The sequence below is a fragment of the Peteryoungia algae genome, from assembly GCF_030369675.1.
Lineage (GTDB): Bacteria > Pseudomonadota > Alphaproteobacteria > Rhizobiales > Rhizobiaceae > Allorhizobium > Allorhizobium algae.
Genome location: NZ_CP128477.1, coordinates 312,047 through 332,282, shown reverse-complemented (window position 1 = coordinate 332,282; position 20,236 = coordinate 312,047). Strand labels below are relative to the sequence as shown.

Sequence of the window (20,236 nt, the reverse complement as noted above, 5' to 3'; positions counted from 1 at the left end):
GAGGGGCACTCGCATGACGCTTGAAAAGATCACCCTGTTCGACACAACGCTGCGTGACGGCCAGCAGACACCGGGCATCGACTTTTCAGTCGAGGACAAGATCGCCATCGCGACGATGCTGGACGAGTTCGGCATCGACTTCATCGAAGGCGGCTATCCCGGCGCGAACCCCACCGACACGGCATTCTTCTCCAGAAAGCGCACGCAGAAGGCCGGCTTCGTCGCCTTCGGCATGACCAAGCGCGCCGGCGTTTCTGCCTCCAACGATCCGGGCCTGAGCCAGCTCATCCAGTCCAAGGCGGATGCCGTCTGTCTGGTGGCGAAGAGCTGGGACTATCATGTGAAGGTGGCGCTCGGCTGCACGAATGAGGAAAACCTCGAAAGCATCCGCGATAGCGTCAAGGCCGTGGTCGCGGCGGGCAAGCTTTCCATGGTTGACTGCGAGCATTTTTTCGACGGTTACAAAGCCAATCCGGACTATGCGATGGCCTGCGCCAAGGAGGCTTACGAGGCGGGAGCCCGCTGGGTGGTGCTCTGCGACACCAATGGTGGCACGCAGCCGCCGGAGATCCGCGAGATCGTGTCTGCGGTGATCGCATCCGGCATTCCCGGTTCCTCGCTCGGCATCCATGCGCATAACGACACCGGCCAGGCGGTCGCAAATTCCCTCGCTGCGGTTGAAGCGGGCGCGCGCCAGATCCAGGGCACGCTCAACGGCATCGGCGAGCGCTGCGGCAATGCCGACCTCGTCACCATCATCCCGACGCTCTGTCTGAAGGAAACCTATGCATCGCGCTTCGAGATGTCGATCGACCGGGAGAAGCTGGTCGGTCTGACCCGTCTGTCGCGCGCCTTCGACGAGCTTCTCAACCGCTCGCCGCATCACCAGAGCCCTTATGTCGGCGCCTCCGCCTTCGCCACCAAGGCCGGTATCCATGCCTCGGCGCTGCTCAAGGATCCGAAGACCTACGAACATGTCGAGCCCGAAAGTGTCGGCAATTTCCGCAAGGTCATGGTCTCCGACCAGGGCGGCAAGGCCAACTTCCTCAACGAACTGAAGCGCCGCGGCATCACGGTTGCCAAGGACGATCCGAAACTCGATACGCTGATCTCTGTCGTCAAGGAACGCGAAGCGCTGGGCTATGCCTATGAAGGCGCGGATGCGAGCTTCGAACTTCTGGCGTTGAAGACGCTCGGCACCGTGCCGGATTTCTTCGCGGTCGAGAGTTTCCGGGTGATGGTCGAGCGCCGCTTCGACAGTCATGGGCTGCTGAAGACGGTGTCGGAAGCGGTCGTCCGGGTGCTGGTCGATGGCGAGACGGTGATGTCGGTTGCCGAGGGCGACGGGCCGGTCAATGCGCTCGATATTGCGCTGCGCAAGGATCTCGGCAAGTATCAGGGTGAAATCCTGGATCTCGAACTGGCGGATTACAAGGTGCGCATCCTCAACGGTGGCACGGAGGCCATCACCCGCGTTCTCATCGAATCCACCGACGCCACCGGCGCCCGCTGGTGGACAGTGGGCGTCTCAGAAAACATCATCGACGCTTCCTTTCAGGCACTGATGGATTCGATCGTCTACAAGCTGATGAAAAACCGCGAACTGGCGGGCCAGATCGCGGCTGAGTAAGAGCTTCGCCGTCAGGCTGCGATCCGCTCGCGGCTCTGACCTCTGTGCTCGTAGCGCTGGGCTGCGAAAAACAGCAACAGGGCTGCGATCGGGAATGCCGCCGCCACCAGTGGCAGGGCTGAAAGTCCCGGGCCATGGTCGATGGCCAGACCGCCGCCCCAGGCGCCGATGGCATTGCCGAGATTGAAGGCCGCGATGTTGAAGCTGGAGGCCAGCGCCTGGCCCGCACCTTGCGCCTTTTCGAGGACCCGCATCTGAAGCGGTGCGACCGTGGCGAAACCTGCGGCGCCGACCAGACCGACCATCGCGACCATCAAGCCCTTTTCCGGCAGGACAAAAGCCATGACCAGGAGGGAGAGGCTCAGAGCGGCGAGCGTCAGCAAGATGGACCGGTCGAGATTGCGGTCGGCCAGTCTGCCGCCGACGAGATTGCCGATGATCAGGCCGACCCCGAAGACCAGAAGGATCGGCGATACGGCAGCGTCTGAAAAGCCCGTCACCTGGGTCAGAACAGGCGCGATATAGGTGAAGACCGTGAAGACGCCGGCATAACCGAGTACCGTGATCGCAAGCCCGGCCAGCACCTGGGGGCGTGCCATCGTGGCAAGATCCGAGCGCCAGTCCTGAGGTTCTGGCTTGCTGTCATCGCGGGGCAGGAAGATCGCAAGTACGGCAAGTGCGGCGACACCCACCACGGCGACGGCCCAGAATGTGGTGCGCCATCCATATTCCTGGCCGAGCCAGGTTCCGAAGGGAACGCCTGCGATATTGGCGACCGTCAGGCCGGTGAACATGATGGCGATCGCGGATGCGCGGCGCTCCGGCGCCACAAGACCCGTCGCGACGACGGAACCGACACCGAAAAAGGTGCCATGCGACAGAGCGGCAAGCAGCCTTGCCGCCATGAGGGTCTCGTAGTTGGGTGCCAGCGCACAGGCGATATTGCCGATGGTGAATATCACCATCAGCGCGATGAGCACGGTCTTGCGTGGCCAACGGCTGGACAGAACGGTCAGGATCGGTGCGCCGAAGACCACGCCCAGTGCATAACCGGAAATGAGCATGCCGGCTGCCGCGATGGAGACACCGAGATCGCCGCTGACATCGATGAGCAAGCCCATGATGACGAATTCTGTGACGCCGATGCCGAAGGCACCGACGGTCAGGGCATAGAGAGCGAGAGGCATTGAGATGCATTCCTATTGACTTGGATGCACCTCAGATAGACAGCCTGCGCTCGATGAAATAGTCTTCGTTGAAGCACAACATTCATGAAATGAATTCACAATGGCAAGGCAGGACATCAACCGTTCCGGCGAAATGGAAGTGTTCGTGCAGGTGGTCGAACAAGGCGGATTTTCAGCCGCCGCGCGGTATCTTCGCATGACACCGTCGGCCGTCAGCAAACTGGTCGCGCGGCTCGAGGCGCGACTCGGCACGCGATTGGTCAACCGCACCACGCGCAAGCTGCTGCTCACACCAGAGGGTCGATCCTTCTACGAGCGGTCTGTTCGGATCCTCGCGGACATGGAGGAGGCCGAGCGAAGTGCGGCCAATCTCGACGATCCCCGTGGCTTGATCCGCATCAATACCAGCGCGGCCTATGGCACCCATGTCCTGGCGCCGCTGTTGGCGGTTTTCCTGGAAACCTATCCGGGCATTTCAGTCGAAGTCGCCCAGACAGATCTCGTCATTGACCTGCTCGCAGAACAGGCCGACATCGCCATCCGCGCAGGCACCATGCGCGATTCCAGCCTGGTGGCCCGAAAGCTCGGCGAAACGCCGCTGCTCATCGTTGCGTCGCCCGCCTATCTGGCACGCCACGGGGTTCCAGAAACCGCATCTGATCTGGAGCGCCACAACCGGCTCGGCTTCGGCTATGTGCGGGCTCGACGGGAATGGTCCGCGCCGGACGGCGAGACAATCGTTCAGGTGCCCGTGGTCGGAAGGGTCAGTGCCAGCGACGGCGAAGCGCTCAGACACTTTGCCATCGGCGGGGCCGGTCTCGTACAGCTCGCCCAGTTCACCGTGGCCGAGGACCTGAAGGCCGGTCGGCTGGTGACGGTACTCGATGATCCACGGACCCGGCTCAGCGAACCCTTCCACGCCGTCTATGTCGGCCAGGGAGGCCACCTACCGGCACGCATTCGCGTGATGCTGGACTTCCTGGCCAAGCACGGGCGTGTTTCCTGAGACGCAGATGCTGGGGAGACTTGCCGCTTCCCCGCCGGAACCGATCGGTTGCACGCCACTGATCGCGCCGGATGAAGGATCCTTCACGCAAATGAATTTGCGCGCGCAACCCGGCAGGCGTATGGCCGTTTCCAAAGCATAACAAAAGTCAGGAAACACCATGGCCGATGCCTCTGCCCCCGCCGAGAACAAGGACAGCCTCAACGGCTTCCTGTTTGCGCTCTCCGCCTATCTGCTCTGGGGTTTCCTGCCGCTCTACATGAAGGCGCTTTCGCATATTTCGCCGGCCGAAGTGATCGCGCATCGCATCCTCTGGTCCGTCCCGGTCGCAGGTCTGCTCCTGATCGTGCTGAAGCGCACGGATGACTTAAAGAAAGCAATCCGCAATCCGCGCATGCTCGGCATGGCCGCCGTGACCGCGACCCTGATCAGCGTCAACTGGGGCATCTATGTCTGGGCGATCGGCACGGGGCACGCGCTCGACACGGCGCTGGGCTATTTCATCAATCCGCTGTTCTCGATCCTGCTTGGCGCGGTGATCCTGAAGGAAAAGCTCAAGCGCACCCAAATCGCGGCCCTGTCACTCGTGGTGCTCGCCGTGGTCATCCTCACCGTGGAAGCTGGGCGCCTGCCGGTGGTGGCACTGGCGCTTACCTTCTCCTGGGGCTTCTACGCCTTCTTCCGCAAGACGCTGCCGATCGGGCCGAACCAGGGCTTCCTGCTCGAAGTTCTGCTGCTTTCGCCGATCGCGCTCGGCTATCTCGTCTATCTCAACCTGCAGGGAGGCGGGCATTTCCTGATGGGCAATGCGAGCGATTCCATCCTGCTCGCATCCGCGGGACTGGTCACGGCCATCCCGCTGATCCTCTATGCCAATGGGGCAAAGCTGCTCAGGCTGTCGACGATCGGCATCATGCAGTATATCGCGCCGTCGATGATCTTCATCACCGCCGTCTTTGTCTTCAATGAACCTTTCAGCGCGGCCAAGGCTGTCGCCTTCCCGCTGATCTGGTCTGCTCTCGTGATCTATACGCTGCCGATGCTCCGGCAGCGTTGACCGCTTCGTCTGCCACCAGATCTCGATGACCGGAACCCGTAGGCTCGAGACTTGGTATCAAAGCCTGGAAATCGTCTCCGGGTCGCCCTCGGGCGCTCCGGTCTCGGCCCAGCGCGCCTCGATCGCCGGTACGATATCCTCGATCCGGTCGATGACCAGCGGGCGAACCAGATGGGCCGTATGGATGAAGCCCGAGGCCGACATGTGGTCGACGAGTTCCAGCATCGGCTTCCAGAAGTCGTTCACATTGGCAAAGACCATCGGCTTGGTGTGACGGCCAAGCTGGCCCCAGGTCATGATCTCGACGATCTCTTCCAGAGTGCCGATACCACCCGGCAGCGTGACGAAAGCATCCGAGCGCTCGAACATGGCGTGCTTGCGCTCGTGCATGTCCTTTGTGATGATCAATTCGTTGAGCTGCCCCAGCGAATGGCGCGTCGCTTCCATGTCGACCAGGAATTCGGGTATGATGCCGGTCACATGCCCCCCGGCAGACAGGACACCGGCTGCGACCGCGCCCATGATGCCCTTGGTGCCACCGCCATAGACAAGCCGAAGGTTGCTCTCGGCCAGCGCGCGGCCAAATGTGCGGCCAGCGTCCATGAAAGACGGGTCGCGTCCGGGCTGTGAGCCGCAATAGACGCAGACGGATCGAATCGGGGTTTTCTGTTCACTCATGATGGGCAAAAAACAGGCTCATCCGCGCAAGGTCAACAAAATTGGCAGAAAACCGCGGGCCAACCGGGTGGAATCGGGTCGCGACGCTTGTCGAAACAAGCAGTTAAGGCTAGCAATTCCAAGGGATATGGCGGCTGTTCCGCCGGGAGACTTGAGACATGAAGAACCGTGCCCTCTGGGTGGTGCTGCTCGTATTGGCCATTGTCAGCCTGCTGATGGTGTTCGTCATCATGCCGCGCATCAACGCGCCGTCCTCCGACGCGCCGACCGTCAACGCTGCTGCCGACGCTGTCACGTCTGCTGCCGAGCAGGCTGCCGCCACGGCCGAAGCTGGCGTGGAAGACGTCGCGAGCGCAGCAAGCCAGAAGATGGATCGGCTGAAGGCCGAGGCGGTGAAGGCGGTCGACGGCGTCTCCGCCCTCTTCGCCGACGGTCGCACGCCTGGCATCGAAGCGTATACGGCAGCACGCACGCTTGCTCAGGGAGCTGTCCAGGCGCTGGCTTCGATCGAGATCCCTCAAGGGCTGGATGTCACCCTCACCGACGGCATCAAGGCGGTTCAGGCCGATGCGGCCCGTGCCCTTGCCCTTCTGCAGCAACTGCCCGCCGATCCGGCCAAGGCCGCCAGCATGGTTGCCTCCATCAAGGAAGCCCTGCTCGGCAATCCAGTCACCCCTGCCCCGGTTGTCGAAGACGCCGACCCGGCTACCCCACGCTTCGACGTCCTGCGCGTCGAGCCGGATGGTTCGACCGTCATTGCCGGCAATGCCACCGCCGGGGCAAAGGTCGAAATCCTCGATGGCGAGCGGGTTATCTCCTCGCAGACGGTCGATGCGACCGGCGATTTCGCAGCCGTGCTCGATGAGCCGCTCGCCCCCGGCGACCATTCGCTGCAGATCCGGGCAACCGGTCCTGACGGCACGGTCGTGACCTCGGAGGAAGTCGCAACGGTCTCTGTGCCGGAAGGCGGCAAGGGCGAATTGCTTGCCATGGTCTCCAAGCCGGGCGCAGCAAGCCGCATGATTACACTTCCGGGTTCCGAGATCGCCGGCACACAATCGGCTGCAGCCCAGACCACGGATCGCGTCGCGCGCCCAACCGCAGCCGCCGGCGGCGTGCCCCTGCCCGAACTTCCGGCTGCCGCGAGCGAACTCGCAGGCTCTGCGCCCGTCATGCCCGGCAGCAGCGAAACGGCGGCCGCTCCGGCAAGCCAGCCGTCGATCGACCCCGCGCCTGCCCTGCCCGGGGCAACCGAGGTTCAGGTCACTGCCGTTGAAATCGAGGGAGACCGCATCTTCGTCGCCGGCAAGGCACCGGCGGGGGCCACTGTTCGCGGCTTTGCCGACAAGGCCCTGATCGGGGACGTGGCGAGCGATGCCAGTGGCAATTTCGTCATCGAAGGTCAGATGAAGCTGGAAGTCGGCAACCATATCATCGAGGTCGAACTGCTCGATGCCACCGGCAAGGTCGTCGTGCGCGCCTCGGTTCCCTTCGAGCGTCCCGCCGGCGATCAGGTTTCCGTCGTCGCGCAGACCGCCAACCCGGCAGCCGCTGCCGCGGCGGGCCCGCAGCAGGTCGAGTTCGAACGCCTCCGCATCTCGCTCACCAAGGCAATGACCATTCTGGAAAACCTCTTCTCGAACGGCCAGAAGCCTGCGCTCGAACAGGCGGCCGCTGCCCGTTCGGCCACCGAAATCGGCCTGCAGTCGATCGCCGGTTTCCGCGCCGAGGCGGGCGCTGCGCCCGAATTCACGGCGGCGGTCGGCGCCCAGGCGGTCAAGGCGCAGGAGGCGCTTGAGCTGCTTCAGGGCCTGCCGAAAGGCAATGTGGACGCCCTTGGCGCCGCCTTGCCAAAACTCGTCGCGCTCATCCGCGACCTTCTGGCGGAACCCGCTCTGTTTGGCACAACGGAATCGGTCAACACTGCCCCGGAAGCCTCACCCCCTGCCACCGCATCTTCTGCCGAGCCGAAGACGATCCAGCAGGCTCCGCTCGCGCAGAGCGACAACAGCGTGATCATCCGTCGGGGCGATACGCTCTGGCAGATTTCGCGTCGCGTCTATGGTCAGGGTGTCCGTTACACCACCATCTATCTTGCCAATGAAAGCACGATCAACAATCCGGATCGCATCGAACCCGGCCAGATCTTCACCGTACCGCGTGAAGCCCTTCCGAATGCCGAGGAGATCCATCGCAAGCGACTGCTCGGCGAGCCGGTGAACTGAGCTTTCACAGTTCTGTTATTGTATTCGCGGAAGCGGAAACCTAAGTGAGTGTCGGCGGCGATCCCCAAAGGGATCGCCGCTTTTTAATCTGCAGGCAATCGAGAGGGTCGGGGATGGCGGAAGCGAAGAAGAAAACGGTATCGGCCGACGACGGCAACCCCATGCAGACCCTCGTCAACCTCTGGCCCTATATGTGGCCGGCCGACCGGCTCGATCTGAAGATGCGGGTGGTCTGGGCCACAGTCTTCCTGATCATTTCGAAATTCGTCCTGATCCTCGTTCCCTACTTCTTCAAATGGGCCACGGATGCGCTTGACGGCCGCCTGGACATGGCCGGGATCCTGCCGACCTTCCTGCTCGGCGCTGTCGCGCTCGTCATCTTCTACAACTTCACCCGCATCGCACAGGTCGGTCTCAACCAACTGCGTGATGCGCTGTTTGCCAGCGTCGGCCAGCACGCCGTGCGCCAGCTTGCCTACAAGACCTTCGTGCACATGCACCAGCTGTCATTGCGCTTCCATCTGGAGCGCAAGACGGGCGGCCTGTCCCGCATCATCGAGCGCGGTACCAAGGGCATCGAGACAATCGTGCGTTTCACGATCCTCAACTCGATCCCGACGCTGATCGAGTTCATCCTGACGGCCGCGATCTTCTGGTGGACCTACGGCTTCTCCTATCTCGGCGTCACCGCGTTTACCGTCTGGGCGTATATCTGGTTCACCATCCGGGCCTCCGACTGGCGCATCGGTATCCGCCGCGCGATGAATGAGAGCGATACGGATGCCAATACCAAGGCGATCGATTCGCTCCTGAACTTCGAAACCGTGAAGTATTTCGGCAATGAGGAGATGGAGGCCAGGCGCTTCGATGCCTCCATGGCAAAATACGAGAAGTCGGCGACCCAGGTCTGGACCTCGCTCGGCTGGCTCAACTTCGGCCAGGGCCTGATCTTCGGCGTGGGTACCGCGATCATCATGGTGATGTCGGCACTCGCCGTGCAGCGGGGCGAACAGACGATCGGCGATTTCGTCTTCGTCAACGCCATGCTGATGCAGCTCTCGATCCCGCTCAACTTCATCGGCTTCGTCTATCGCGAAATTCGCCAGGGCCTGACCGATATCGAGCAGATGTTCGAGCTTCTGGAGGTCGAGGCCGAGGTCGTCGACTGTCCCGGAGCCAAGCCGCTCGCCATTGCGCAGGGAGCCATCGCCTTCAAGGACGTGCACTTCCATTACGACCCTGATCGTCCGATCCTCAAGGGCGTGTCTTTCGAAGTGCCGGCCGGCAAGACTGTTGCCGTGGTTGGGCCTTCCGGTGCGGGAAAGTCCACCATTTCCCGGTTGCTCTACCGCTTCTATGACGTCCAGAAGGGCTCGATCACCATTGACGGGCAGGATGTGCGTGACGTTACGCAGAAGTCGCTTCGCGCAGCCATCGGCATGGTTCCGCAGGATACCGTGCTGTTCAATGACACGATCGCCTACAACATCCGTTACGGCCGCCCTGGCGCGGCAGAGGAAGACATTGTCCAGGCGGCCGAAATCGCGCAAATCTCGCACTTCATCAAGGATTTGCCCGAGGGCTTCGAGACCAAGGTCGGCGAACGGGGACTGAAACTCTCCGGCGGCGAAAAGCAGCGTGTCGCCATTGCGCGCACGGTTCTCAAGGCCCCGCCAATCCTGATCCTCGACGAGGCGACATCAGCGCTCGACACCACGACCGAGCACGAGATCCAGTCGGCGCTCGACATCGTGTCGAAGAACCGCACGACACTGGTCATCGCCCATCGCCTTTCGACGGTTGTGGGAGCCGACGAGATCATCGTCCTGAAGGGGGGCGAAATCGCCGAGCGCGGCAGCCATGCCGAACTGCTGGAACAGAACGGACTCTACGCCTCGATGTGGAATCGCCAGCGGGAAGCAACCCAGGCGGAAGAAATGTTGCGGCAGGTGCGCGAAAGCGACGAACTGGGCGTGGTCGTGCGGCGTCCGCCCGCGACCTGATCAGACCGAGGCGACTTCAATCCGCCTTGCAGAGCCTGTTTCGGCCGTCGCGTTTCGCGCGGTAGAGCGCAAGGTCTGCGCGCCGAAGCGCGTGATCGATGGTTTCTTCACGCGGATCGAAGTCCGCGAGACCGATGCTGATCGTTCCGGCGGCCCCCGCTGCGGTGGAGACCGTGCAATGGCGGGCAATATCGCTTCGCATGCGTTCAAGGATCTCCGCGGCACGCAGGGCGCATTCGCCTGAGAAGAAGGCAAAAAACTCCTCGCCACCCGCCCGGGCGATCAACACGCCCTCCGCCTCCTGGGCGCGCAGCCTGTCGACGATCGAGCAGAGGGTCTGATCCCCCTCACCGTGACCCAATTCGTCATTGATCGACTTGAACTGGTCGACATCAATGACGGCAACGGCAAAGCGACCGCCGCCCCCGGACACCAGCTCCGTCGCCGATGTGGCGACCTGGAAGAACTTGCGCCGGTTATAGGCATTGGTGAGCGGGTCGCGCTCTGCCGCAGCGATCAGCATCGCTTCCAGTTCCTTGCGTTCGGTAATGTCGAGCACCAGGCCTGCAATGCCGCGCACAACGCCATCACCGGAGGCGACGCAGGCCTTGTGCAGCATGATGTGCCGATTGCCGGTCTCGGGAACGCGGATATCCGTTTCGACCCGGATGACTCCACCCCTGCGCATCACTTCGAGATCGGATTGGCGGTGGGTCTCTGCGACGTCCTGCGGCAGGAATTCGGCAAGCGTGTGCCCGATCACCTCGTCGCGACTGGTGCCGATAAATTGGCTAAAGGCCATGTTGCAGCCCAGATAGCGGCCGCCGACGTCCTTGAGGTAGATCGGCGTGGGCAGATGATCGAGGCCGTCCTGCCAGGTGTCCAGCCGTTCCTGAAGCGCTTCTCGCGCTCGCTCTTGAGCCTCAACCAGGCTTAGATGGCGTTTTGCGCGAAGAAGACAGCGCAACACGTGATGGGCACCGTCCTCGAGAAGCAAATCGTCGGCGCCTGCCTCGAAGAGCTCGGCCTGAAATTCCGGCGCTGCGGCTCCTGTGATGGCGACGACATAGACACCATCATGGTAGGTGTTCCGCAGACGCTGCAGGGTGTCCAGGGCATTGCTGTTTGCCGCATCGAGAAAGCAGATCGACAGCGCGGCGAGATCATCCAGCGTCGGCACGGAGACGGGAGCGAGTGCTGCGATCGAGGAAGGTGGCGGCAAATCGCCAGCGGAATACCAGCCAATCGTGACAAGTGAAGCCGTATCCGTATACGATATGGGTGTTCTGGCGAGCTGCAATCTCAGTCCTCTTCCCGATCGGCCTTCAAGGGCACCAGACCTGGCTCACTGTTAAATCTAATCCCTCTTTTTTAGGGTGCAGTTATTTACAAAATCTCGACGGGATAAGAACACGACAATCTTTTTTTGGGCCACGTGCAGATTGTCACATGTTCCTAAGACCCGCTTGATTTGGCTGTCGGCATTGCCCATGTCCGGCTTTCAGAGTAGTCACGGGCGAAACATTTCAAAGACCGAGGACCCCATGGACCTGTTCGAAACCATCCGTAAAACGATCGTTCCCGTGCACAAGGAAGGCTATCCCTTCGTTGCTGCCTTCTTTGTCGCTTCGCTCGTGCTCGGCTGGATCTGGGATCCGCTGTTCTGGGTCGGCCTCGTGCTCACGCTGTGGTGCGCCTACTTCTTCCGTGATCCCGAGCGCGTCACGCCGCAGGACGACGATCTTGTCATCAGCCCGGCCGACGGCCGTGTGTCCTCGGTGCAGATGTCGATCCCGCCGGAGGAGCTCAATCTCGGCCATGAGCCGATGCTGCGCATCACGGTCTTCATGAACGTCTTCAACTGCCATGTGAACCGCGCGCCTGTTCGCGGCCGCGTGACGACGATTGCCTATAAGGAAGGTCAGTTCCTCAACGCCGAACTCGACAAGGCGAGCGTCGACAATGAGCGCAACGGCCTCGTCATCGACAGCAAGAACGGCCAGATCGGCGTCGTGCAGATCGCCGGTCTCGTGGCTCGCCGGATCATTTGCTGGACCAATCCGAACGAACCGCTGGATGCAGGCGAGCGTTTTGGTCTCATCCGTTTCGGCTCGCGTCTCGACGTCTTCCTGCCGGCCGGCTTCGAGCCGCGCGTCTCGCTCGGCCAGACCGCGATTGCCGGCGAGACTGTCATTGCCGAATTCGGTTCGACCAAGGGGCCGACCATCAGCCGCCGCAGCTAAGGAAGAATGTCGATGGAAGCCCCGAACTCGACGACCGAAACACGACCCGCAGCTGCAACCGATGCCGGTGCGCGCGGGCCGCGGCTTCGCGAAATCCCGCTTCGGCTCATCATTCCGAACCTGATCACCGTGCTCGCCATCTGCGCGGGATTGACCGGCGTGCGCCTCGCCTTCGAGAACCGCTACGAGCTGGCGGTAGCAATGGTTCTGGCCGCTGCCTTCCTCGACGGCATCGACGGGCGGGTTGCGCGCATGATGAAGGCGACCTCGAAGTTTGGCGCACAGATGGATTCGCTCGCCGACATCATCAATTTCGGCGTCGCCCCTGCCCTTGTGCTCTATGTCTTCGTGCTCGACCAGGCCCGTTCCCTCGGCTGGATCGCGGCTCTTATCTACGCTATCGCCGCCGGCCTTCGTCTGGCGCGCTTCAATGTCATGGACGAGCGCGAGACCAAGGCGGCCTGGCAATCGGAATTCTTCGTCGGGGTGCCGGCACCGGCCGGGGCGGCACTCGTTCTGCTTCCGGTCTATCTCGGGTTCCTCGGCGTGGCTCCCGTCGGCGCTTTCGCCTATGCCAGCACCGCCTATACGATCGTGATCGCCTATCTCCTCGTCAGCCGCCTGCCGGTCTGGTCGGGAAAGTCGGAGACGAGCCATATCCGTCGGGATTTCGTGCTGCCGATGATCCTCTGCGTCGTGCTTTATGTCGCACTTCTGATGAGCTTCACCTGGGAAGTTCTGGTCGTGAGCGTGCTTCTCTATCTCTGCTCACTGCCTTTCGGGGCTCGGAACTGGCATCGCCGTTACGGCACGCTGACGATCGATGAAGAATCGGCTGAAAACGGACTTTCGGAGATCGACCGGGGAGTCTGAGACGCGTTTCTCCCTGAGTTTGAAGAGTTTCCAGCCCCGCCAGACCGAAAAGGTCGTGCGGGGCTCTCCATTTCTACTCTTTTTCTTCAAAATTGATTTGTTTCGCAGCTCCGGTCACGCTTTTGTCATGTTCTCCGCAGAGAGAGCCGCGAACAAAAGAATACCGGTCAGGAAACACTCCAAGGAACATGACGATGACGACGCAGACCGAAGCCGCGCAACAGAAGCCGGCACCCGAGAACCTCGCCTTGAATTACCGCCCGCTCGGCCTCAAGGCCGTTCTGGCAGCAGCCCTGATGCTGAAGCGCAAGCCGACACCGAAGCTCGCCTGAGGGCCTTGCCCTCTCTCTTTGTTCTCATAGAATTCCGGACGCAAAACCGGTTCTGAGTTTTGCTGGAATTTCGCTAGAACAGGCTCATCTGCCCGTCGCCGGACCTGTCCGAGGCGGGCCTTTGCTTTTTGGGGGCAGGCTCTACCGGAACCTGAAGCTCCGGTCCGGCATTGGCGACCTTGTTGACGAGATCCGAAACCGGGATCGCCTCGAAGTAATCCTCATCGGCCGGACGCATCAGATCGACGACATCACGGGGCTCGCCATGTCGGCAGTCGAGCCAGCGCGTGAAATCCTGCGGCGCGATCACGACTGGCATGCGGTCGTGAATTTGCGATATGGACCGATTCGCACCAACGGTCAGGATGCAGCCGGTATCGAGTTCGGATCCGTCCTTCGACATATAGGTCTCCATCAGCCCGCCAAAGCAGACGATGCCACCGGTCTTGGGGCGGATCCAATAGGCCTGCGGCTTGTCGCCACTCTCCTTGGAGGGGCGATGCCATTCGTAGAAGCCCGAGGCTGGCACCAGGATGCGACGATGACGCATGGCGGCCCGGAAGGAAGCCTTCTCAATCGCCGTTTCAGAGCGGGCATTGATCAGAAGCGTGAACTCCTTGGGGTCCTTGACCCAGGACGGGATCAGGCCCCAGCGCACCAGAAGCGCCATGCGATCCGGCCGGTTTGACCCCGGATCGGCCGGTGGCGACGCGACGGCAACGAGGATCGGTTGCGTCGGCGCAATGTTGTAGCGCGGCGGAAAGCCGTCGAGCTCGATCACACCGAGGATCTCGCGCACTTCTTCAGGGCTCGCTGTCAGGGCAAAACGTCCGCACATGTGGATTAGATGGCAGTCGCATCGACCTGGGTCAAGGCGCGACGCCGTGCTTGCAGGGGGGCCCAAAGCCCGCGATAATCACACTGCACTGCTTCGCGCGGCGCAGTTTCGCTTTCGACCGGAGTTCTTGTTTGATGAGCATGCCCCGCCTCGCCTCTTCCGCCATCGTCGAACGGGCCGGGCGCTTTCTCCTCGTGCGGCGCGGCAATCCGCCTGCCGCCGACCTCTATGCCTTTCCCGGAGGTCGGGCCGAACCCGGCGAGACACCGGCTGAGACCGCCCTGCGCGAACTCTTCGAGGAAACGGGGCTTATCGGTCGCAACCCACGCTTGTTCGAGATCGTGGAGCTCCAGCCCGAGACCGGGGTCTCCGGCAGCCATTTCATGCTCTCTGTTTTCCAAGTGGATGCGGACGACCAACAACAAGCGCAGGCCCAGAGCGATGCGCTGGAGGCCGAGTGGTTTCTGCCGCAGGAGATCCTCGATCTTCCCATTCCGGAGAGCGTACGCGACTGCATCGTCCGGCTGGCGCCGAGCCTTCGCGCAGGGAGCACGGCGTGACCCAGACGAGATCCAACCTTCGGGCCGCAGCCCTTCTCCTGCTCGTCATGTTCGCCGGGCAATCGATCGCCCAGGAAGGCAGCGTGATCATCGTTCCGCCGCCGGCCGAAGCGGCGAAGTCGACTCCTTATGACGACCGCCTGGCACGGCTTTCGGAAATCATCGGTGCGGTGCATTACCTGCGCAATCTCTGCAAGGCCGACGGCGAACCGGAATGGCGACAGTCGCTGCAATCCCTGCTCGATGCCGAGACGAAGGCGGAGCCGACACGGCGCGCGCGGCTGACGGCGGCCTATAATCGCGGTTATCGATCCTTCGCCTCCGTCTACACCTCTTGCACGGCGGCGGCTGTTCGTGCAGAGCAGAATTACCGTAACGAAGGGGCAACACTTGCCACAGAAATTACCGCACGCTTCGGAAATTAACGAATAATTCACCTCTTTTGGTCTGCCCCCGTGTCGTTTTGGCAAAAGGCTGATAGGGTCGTTAAGGACTGAGTAAGTGCTTCGAGGAATGCCCATGGAACCGCGCCGCAACGAAATCGACGACATGATCGTGCACGAAAAGATGCAGGCTGCGCTGGAATACCAGAACGAAGCCTGGGCGGACGGCATGGCTGACGGAATCGAGCCGGAAATCATTGCGGACGCAGCCTTTGCGCTCGCCATGCGCGAAACGATCCGCATCCATGGCGAACACGGCGCGGAAGCCATTCTCGATGCTCTCAAGGCCCGGCTGCTCGCCGGTGAGTTCTCGCCAGAACGCCAGCTTCAATAATCAGCAATCGAGGGACAGAATGATGATCTCGTCGCGGGTCAGGCTCTTTCGCTTGACGGGCGCGTTGACGCTCATGCTCGCCTCCACCGCGCTGGCGCTGCCAGCCGTTGCGCTCTCCGATATCAGGGACATCACTCCGCCATCCGGCGACACGCCATCGGACACAGTTGCCCCCCTGCCCGGTCACGAGCAGGATGTAATCGAGGATAGTCTTCCCGTCATCCCGGATCCGGATCCGCTGATCAAGCGTTCGGATCCAGAAGAGGTCGAAAGCGTCGAGCCGGAGACACCGCCGGTCGAGGTCATCTACGACATCGAGAAGGCGCCGGAGCCCGTGCGACGGATGCGCGAACTGATCATCGAGGCGGCGAAGACCGGTGACATTTCGAAGCTGAAGCCGTTGATGAATCCGGGACCGGACCAGACGAGCGTCCCGCTGCAAGATCCCGATCAGGATCCGGTCGATGCTCTCAAGGCGGTTTCGGGCGACAGCGAGGGTATGGAAATCCTCGCGATCCTGCTCGATATCCTCACGACCGGCTTCGTGCATCTCGACCCGGGCTCTGCGGAAGAGACCTATGTCTGGCCCTATTTCGCCGGCAAGTCGCTTGGTCTGCTCACGCCGCGGGAAAAGGTCGAGCTGCTCCGCATCGTCACAGCAGGCGACGTTGCCGAGATGCAGGAATATGGCAATTACAACTTCTTTCGCGTCGGGATCACTCCAGACGGTCGATGGAAGTTCATCACCGTCGGCGACTGAGCGACGGCGCAAACTGTGGGCTGTGATGAGCACTGCTTGTCGTCTAGACTTGCAGCGCCTAACTCAGTCCGCAGAGCAACAGCCCGGTGACCCTCATGCCTTCAGCCTTCCTGCCCGATCGTGCCTTCGTGAAAATTGCCGGTCCGGATGCGGAGCATTTTCTGCAAAACCTCATCACCACCGATCTTGGCGCACTGGCGGTTGACGAGCTGCGGCCGGGCGCTTTGCTGACGCCGCAGGGCAAGATCTTCTTCGACTTCCTGATTTCACGCGACGGGGACAGCTTCCTGATCGACATCCGGCGCGACCAGACGGACGCCTTTGTCAGGCGGATGACGATGTACAAGCTGCGCGCGCCGGTGACGATCGAAACGCAGGTGGAAACAGGTGCGACCGTCAGCTGGGGCGGCGCGGGCGGCACGGGCGGCGGTTTGGCCGATCAGCGATTCGCGCTTGCCGGAACCGAAGTGCGCCGTCAGCTGGGGCATGTCGACGACGCCGGTGACCGGGAGGGATATGACGCGCTGCGCGTTCTCCACGGCGTGCCCGAATCGGGCTTCGACTACGCGCTGCAGGATGCATTCCCGCATGACATCCTGTTCGACAAGTCGGGCGGCGTCTCGTTCCGCAAGGGTTGCTATGTCGGTCAGGAGGTTGTCTCGCGCATGCAGCATCGCGCGACCGCACGTCGCCGCGTGGTCATTGTCTCGGCCGAGACGGCCCTGCCTGCAAGCGGGACGGACATCACGATCGGCGGCAAGCAGATCGGCGCGCTCGGCACCGTCGCGGGCTCACGCGGGCTGGCGATCGTGCGGATCGACAAGGCCGGCGAAGCCATCAACGCGGGTGAAGCGATCCTTGCCGGAGAGGTGCCCGTCACCCTTGCCCTTCCCGGCTGGAGCGGGCTCAGCTTCCCGTCTGCCTCGGAGGAGGCGTGACATGGGTGCTCCGGCTCCCCTGTCCGCCCGCGCCTGGCAGCGCATGCTTTCCGGCCGTCGGCTCGACCTGCTCGATCCCTCGCCGCTCGACGTGGAGATCACCGACATCGCGCACGGCCTTGCCCGTGTGGCGCGCTGGAACGGCCAGACCTCCGGCGACCACGCCTTCTCGGTCGCCCAGCACAGCCTGATCGTCGAGGACATATTTCGCCGCTGCAACCCGAAGGCCACATCGGACGACCTGATGGTCGCGCTTCTGCATGATGCCCCGGAATATGTGATCGGGGACATGATTTCACCGTTCAAGGCCGTGGTGGGCGGAGGCTACAAGGTGGTGGAGAAGCGGCTGGAAGCGGCCGTGCATCTGCGCTTCGGCCTGCCGGCACATCCGAAGGCGGCCCTCAAGGATCTGATCAAGAAGGCCGACATGATCGCCGCCTATTTCGAGGCGACGGTGCTTGCCGGATTTGCGGAGGTGGAAGCCCGCAAGTTCTTCGGGCAGCCCAAGGGCTTCACCCGCGACACGATCCTGATCGAGCCGCTACCCGCCTATCAGGCACAGGCAAAATTCCTGGAGCGCTTCGAGGAAATCGAGGCTGCCAGACAATCCTCGACCTGGGCACGCGCATGAGCCTGATCGTTGTTTCGCCGCTCGCCCGCATTGCGGAAATGGCCGTCCGTCACAAGGCGCGCGAGATGATCAGCCTGCTCGCCGCCAATCAGGATTTCCACCGGCCGGCGGTCATCCAGGCGGAGCGGCACCTGAAACTCACGATGAACGATATCAGTTTTGCCGGCACGGGCGATCTGATCGCGCCACAGGAAGTGCATGTGGCCGAGATCATCGCATTCGCCAGAGACTGGGACCAGGCCTTGCCGCTCGTCGTGCATTGCTGGATGGGCGTTTCACGCTCGCCGGCAGCCGCGATGATCGCCAGCCTTGCCGTCGCACCCGACGACGACGACGATGCATTGGCACGGCGGCTGCGTGCGGCCTCGCCCTTTGCCACGCCGAATATGCGGCTTGTCGAGATCGGCGACGAAATGCTTCAGCGCGGTGGACGGCTCGCAAAAGCCGTCAAGGCGCTCGGACGCGGCGCCGATGCCGATGGCAACACGCCGTTTGCGCTGCCGCTGTCCCTAGGCGAGCCGAGCATGCCATGACGACACCGGCGGAGATCGAAATCGGCCTCAATGCGGCGATCGTCGCGATCAATTCCCGCACGCCGCGCCTTCTCGTCGTCGGCGAGGATGGCGATGCGCTCGACGCCCTGCCCTTCGGCCCCTTCGATCCGAACAGGCACCGGACGATGGAAATGTCGCTCCGCCACACGGTCGAGGCCCAGACGGCGCTGGAACTCGGCTACATCGAGCAGCTCTACACTTTCGGCGATCGTGGCCGCCACAAAATGCCCGGCGATCAGGGGCCGCATGTCGTCTCGGTCGGCTATCTCGCTCTGACCCGGCTGGACAGCGACCGCGATGCGCGGCTGGAGCTCTCCGGCGCGCGGTGGCGGGACTGGTACGGTTATCTGCCCTGGGAAGACTGGCGACAGGGGCGCCCGGCGCTGCTCGACGGGGCCATGCTCCCGGCGCTCAGGGCCTGGGCCGAAGAGGCACCCGCCGCCGTTTCGCGCCGCTCGCGTCTGAAACTGGCCTTCGGTCTCGACGATTTCCCCTTCGACGAGGAGCGCGTGCTTGAGCGCTACGAACTTCTCTATGAAGCCGGTCTGGTGGAGGAAGCTGTGCTGGACGGGCGCGCGCAAATCCGGCGAACCTCAACGCTTCTCGGGCGACCGATGCGGCACGACCATCGGCGTATTGCGGCCACTGCGCTTGCGCGGCTTCGCAGCAAGATCAAGTATCGCCCCGTGATCTTCGAGCTGATGCCGCCGGAGTTCACGCTGACCGATCTGCAAGGGACGGTCGAGGCGATCGCCGGACGGCATGTGCACAAGCAGAATTTTCGACGGCTCGTTGAAGGTGCCGAGCTCGTCGAGCCGACCGGCTCGACCTTGTCAGCGACGGGCGGGCGTCCGGCGGCCCTTTTCCGGTTTCGCCGCAAGGTTCTCGAAGAACGCCCGGCACCCGGCCTCAAGGTTGGCGGGCGAAGCAGTGGTTGACCTCGTGCCGTCCTGCCCCATCTAGCCCTTGGGACGGCCAACAGACATGGAGCATGACGGCATGGAATTCGAGACGAATGACGCAATCCTCGCGACACAGGCAGCATTGGCCCAAGCGAGTCAGCTCGCCGTCCAGTATTCCTTCTCCATTGTCGGGGCGTTCTTTCTTCTTCTCGTCGGCTGGTGGCTGGCAGCTCTGCTCAGCCGTTGGACCCATGCGGGCCTGAGCAAGATCCGCGGCTTCGACGAAACGCTTGCGCGCTTCTTTGCCACCGTCGTGCGCTACGGCGCGCTCATTCTCGTCTTCGTCACCGTGCTCGGCCAGTTCGGCGTGCAGACTGCCTCGATCATCGCGGCCCTTGGTGCTGCGGGCCTCGCGATCGGCCTCGCACTGCAGGGAACCCTGCAGAACATCGCTGCCGGCATCATGCTGCTCGTTCTTCGCCCGTTCCGGGTCGGGGAGTATATCGATACGGGCTCCATTTCGGGCATTATCGTCGAGATCGGCCTCTTCGCTACCGAGCTCAAGACACCAGACGGCCTCTACCGGCTGGCGCCGAACTCGACGCTCTGGAATGTGCCGATCACCAATTTCAGCCGGCTGCCGACACGCCGTTTCGAACTGAAGGTCGGAATCGGCTATGAGGACGATATCGACCTGGCCGAAAAGATCATGCGCGATCATGCCGAGGCCGATTCGCGTGTCCTCGAGACTCCGGCAATCTCCACCCATGTCGATCAGCTGGGGGACAGCGCGGTTGTGATCACTCTGTGGTACTGGACTGCGGCCCCGGATTACTGGCCGACGTCACGCGAGATGATCAAGAATGTAAAGAAGTCCTTCGACGAGAACGGGATTTCCATCCCGTTCCCGCAGGTGACTTATCACGGCACGCCGCAAGTGGTCGCCCTGCCCGAACGCTTCGTCGACGCCCGGGCGAAGGAAACCTGAACCAGGTCTGCCGCCACAGCCTTGGCTCAGGATCTTGTCGAGGATCAAGACGAC

General features: G+C 62.4%; 21 protein-coding genes. 17 read left to right on the top strand and 4 right to left on the bottom strand.

Features of this window, described 5'->3' with window-relative positions; translation table 11 throughout:
* Nucleotides 1-13 precede the first annotated feature (13 nt).
* On the top strand, nucleotides 14-1,630 hold the full coding sequence (gene cimA / locus QTL56_RS01725) for a citramalate synthase (RefSeq protein ID WP_245137518.1): 1,617 nt from the start codon (nucleotides 14-16) through the stop codon (nucleotides 1,628-1,630).
* Between the two features lie 11 nt (nucleotides 1,631-1,641).
* Here cimA and QTL56_RS01720 read toward each other — a convergent pair whose 3' ends face one another.
* Entirely contained in the window at nucleotides 1,642-2,817 is a 1,176-nt protein-coding gene (locus QTL56_RS01720) for an MFS transporter (RefSeq protein WP_229575802.1), read from the bottom strand.
* Between the two features lie 100 nt (nucleotides 2,818-2,917).
* Here QTL56_RS01720 and QTL56_RS01715 point away from each other — a divergent pair, with 100 nt between their 5' ends.
* Both QTL56_RS01715 and rarD read left to right on the top strand, forming a co-directional pair.
* A complete protein-coding gene (locus QTL56_RS01715; RefSeq protein ID WP_245137519.1) occupies nucleotides 2,918-3,823 on the top strand; it encodes a LysR family transcriptional regulator in 906 nt (301 codons plus the stop codon).
* Between the two features lie 160 nt (nucleotides 3,824-3,983).
* Complete coding sequence (gene rarD, locus QTL56_RS01710; protein ID WP_245137520.1) at nucleotides 3,984-4,880, top strand: EamA family transporter RarD; 897 nt, start codon at nucleotides 3,984-3,986, stop codon at nucleotides 4,878-4,880.
* A 57-nt stretch (nucleotides 4,881-4,937) separates the two neighbouring features.
* On the opposite strand, the gene QTL56_RS01705 is transcribed toward rarD, so the two are convergent.
* Nucleotides 4,938-5,558: an LOG family protein gene (locus QTL56_RS01705; RefSeq protein WP_245137521.1), complete on the bottom strand. Its 621-nt coding sequence runs from the start codon at nucleotides 5,556-5,558 to the stop codon at nucleotides 4,938-4,940.
* A gap of 158 nt (nucleotides 5,559-5,716) precedes the next feature.
* On the opposite strand from QTL56_RS01705, the gene QTL56_RS01700 reads away from it, so the two are divergent.
* Entirely contained in the window at nucleotides 5,717-7,783 is a 2,067-nt protein-coding gene (locus QTL56_RS01700; RefSeq protein ID WP_245137522.1) for a LysM peptidoglycan-binding domain-containing protein, read from the top strand.
* Between the two features lie 113 nt (nucleotides 7,784-7,896).
* Entirely contained in the window at nucleotides 7,897-9,786 is a 1,890-nt protein-coding gene (locus QTL56_RS01695) for an ABCB family ABC transporter ATP-binding protein/permease (RefSeq protein WP_229575797.1), read from the top strand.
* 16 nt (nucleotides 9,787-9,802) lie between these two features.
* Here QTL56_RS01695 and QTL56_RS01690 read toward each other — a convergent pair whose 3' ends face one another.
* Nucleotides 9,803-11,086 (bottom strand): GGDEF domain-containing protein, encoded by a 1,284-nt coding sequence (locus tag QTL56_RS01690; RefSeq protein ID WP_245137523.1) that lies wholly within the window; start codon nucleotides 11,084-11,086, stop codon nucleotides 9,803-9,805.
* A gap of 244 nt (nucleotides 11,087-11,330) precedes the next feature.
* Here QTL56_RS01690 and QTL56_RS01685 point away from each other — a divergent pair, with 244 nt between their 5' ends.
* From QTL56_RS01685 to QTL56_RS01675, 3 genes are all read left to right on the top strand, one after another.
* Nucleotides 11,331-12,029: a phosphatidylserine decarboxylase gene (locus tag QTL56_RS01685; protein WP_245137524.1), complete on the top strand. Its 699-nt coding sequence runs from the start codon at nucleotides 11,331-11,333 to the stop codon at nucleotides 12,027-12,029.
* A gap of 12 nt (nucleotides 12,030-12,041) precedes the next feature.
* On the top strand, nucleotides 12,042-12,902 hold the full coding sequence (locus QTL56_RS01680; RefSeq protein WP_229575794.1) for a CDP-alcohol phosphatidyltransferase family protein: 861 nt from the start codon (nucleotides 12,042-12,044) through the stop codon (nucleotides 12,900-12,902).
* A 194-nt stretch (nucleotides 12,903-13,096) separates the two neighbouring features.
* Nucleotides 13,097-13,234, top strand: a complete 138-nt coding sequence (locus QTL56_RS01675) for a hypothetical protein (protein ID WP_229575793.1) — start codon at nucleotides 13,097-13,099, stop codon at nucleotides 13,232-13,234.
* Nucleotides 13,235-13,307: 73 nt separating this feature from the next.
* Here QTL56_RS01675 and QTL56_RS01670 read toward each other — a convergent pair whose 3' ends face one another.
* Nucleotides 13,308-14,072 carry an SOS response-associated peptidase gene (locus QTL56_RS01670; protein ID WP_245137525.1) on the bottom strand — a complete coding sequence of 255 codons (765 nt, stop codon included), beginning with the start codon at nucleotides 14,070-14,072 and terminating at the stop codon, nucleotides 13,308-13,310.
* Nucleotides 14,073-14,206: 134 nt separating this feature from the next.
* On the opposite strand from QTL56_RS01670, the gene QTL56_RS01665 reads away from it, so the two are divergent.
* From QTL56_RS01665 to QTL56_RS01625, 9 genes are all read left to right on the top strand, one after another.
* Nucleotides 14,207-14,632: an NUDIX hydrolase gene (locus QTL56_RS01665; protein WP_245137526.1), complete on the top strand. Its 426-nt coding sequence runs from the start codon at nucleotides 14,207-14,209 to the stop codon at nucleotides 14,630-14,632.
* A gap of 47 nt (nucleotides 14,633-14,679) precedes the next feature.
* The gene (locus tag QTL56_RS01660; RefSeq protein WP_245137781.1) at nucleotides 14,680-15,057 is read left to right on the top strand and encodes a TIGR02301 family protein; all 378 of its coding nucleotides are present in this window, start codon (nucleotides 14,680-14,682) and stop codon (nucleotides 15,055-15,057) included.
* 94 nt (nucleotides 15,058-15,151) lie between these two features.
* Complete coding sequence (locus QTL56_RS01655; protein ID WP_168801212.1) at nucleotides 15,152-15,409, top strand: hypothetical protein; 258 nt, start codon at nucleotides 15,152-15,154, stop codon at nucleotides 15,407-15,409.
* Between the two features lie 19 nt (nucleotides 15,410-15,428).
* Nucleotides 15,429-16,169 (top strand): hypothetical protein, encoded by a 741-nt coding sequence (locus QTL56_RS01650; protein ID WP_245137527.1) that lies wholly within the window; start codon nucleotides 15,429-15,431, stop codon nucleotides 16,167-16,169.
* 95 nt (nucleotides 16,170-16,264) lie between these two features.
* On the top strand, nucleotides 16,265-17,107 hold the full coding sequence (gene ygfZ, locus QTL56_RS01645) for a CAF17-like 4Fe-4S cluster assembly/insertion protein YgfZ (RefSeq protein ID WP_245137528.1): 843 nt from the start codon (nucleotides 16,265-16,267) through the stop codon (nucleotides 17,105-17,107).
* Between the two features lies 1 nt (nucleotide 17,108).
* Nucleotides 17,109-17,738, top strand: a complete 630-nt coding sequence (locus tag QTL56_RS01640; RefSeq protein WP_245137529.1) for a YfbR-like 5'-deoxynucleotidase — start codon at nucleotides 17,109-17,111, stop codon at nucleotides 17,736-17,738.
* Nucleotides 17,735-18,271, top strand: a complete 537-nt coding sequence (locus QTL56_RS01635) for a tyrosine phosphatase family protein (protein ID WP_245137530.1) — start codon at nucleotides 17,735-17,737, stop codon at nucleotides 18,269-18,271. Before QTL56_RS01640 ends, QTL56_RS01635 begins: the two co-directional genes overlap by 4 nt.
* Nucleotides 18,268-19,230 carry an NUDIX hydrolase gene (locus tag QTL56_RS01630; protein WP_229575785.1) on the top strand — a complete coding sequence of 321 codons (963 nt, stop codon included), beginning with the start codon at nucleotides 18,268-18,270 and terminating at the stop codon, nucleotides 19,228-19,230. The genes QTL56_RS01635 and QTL56_RS01630 overlap by 4 nt, the downstream gene beginning before the upstream one ends.
* A 61-nt stretch (nucleotides 19,231-19,291) precedes the next feature.
* Nucleotides 19,292-20,182, top strand: coding sequence for a mechanosensitive ion channel family protein (locus QTL56_RS01625; protein ID WP_245137531.1), 891 nt, complete (start codon nucleotides 19,292-19,294; stop codon nucleotides 20,180-20,182).
* The last annotated feature ends 54 nt before the right edge of the window (nucleotides 20,183-20,236 follow it).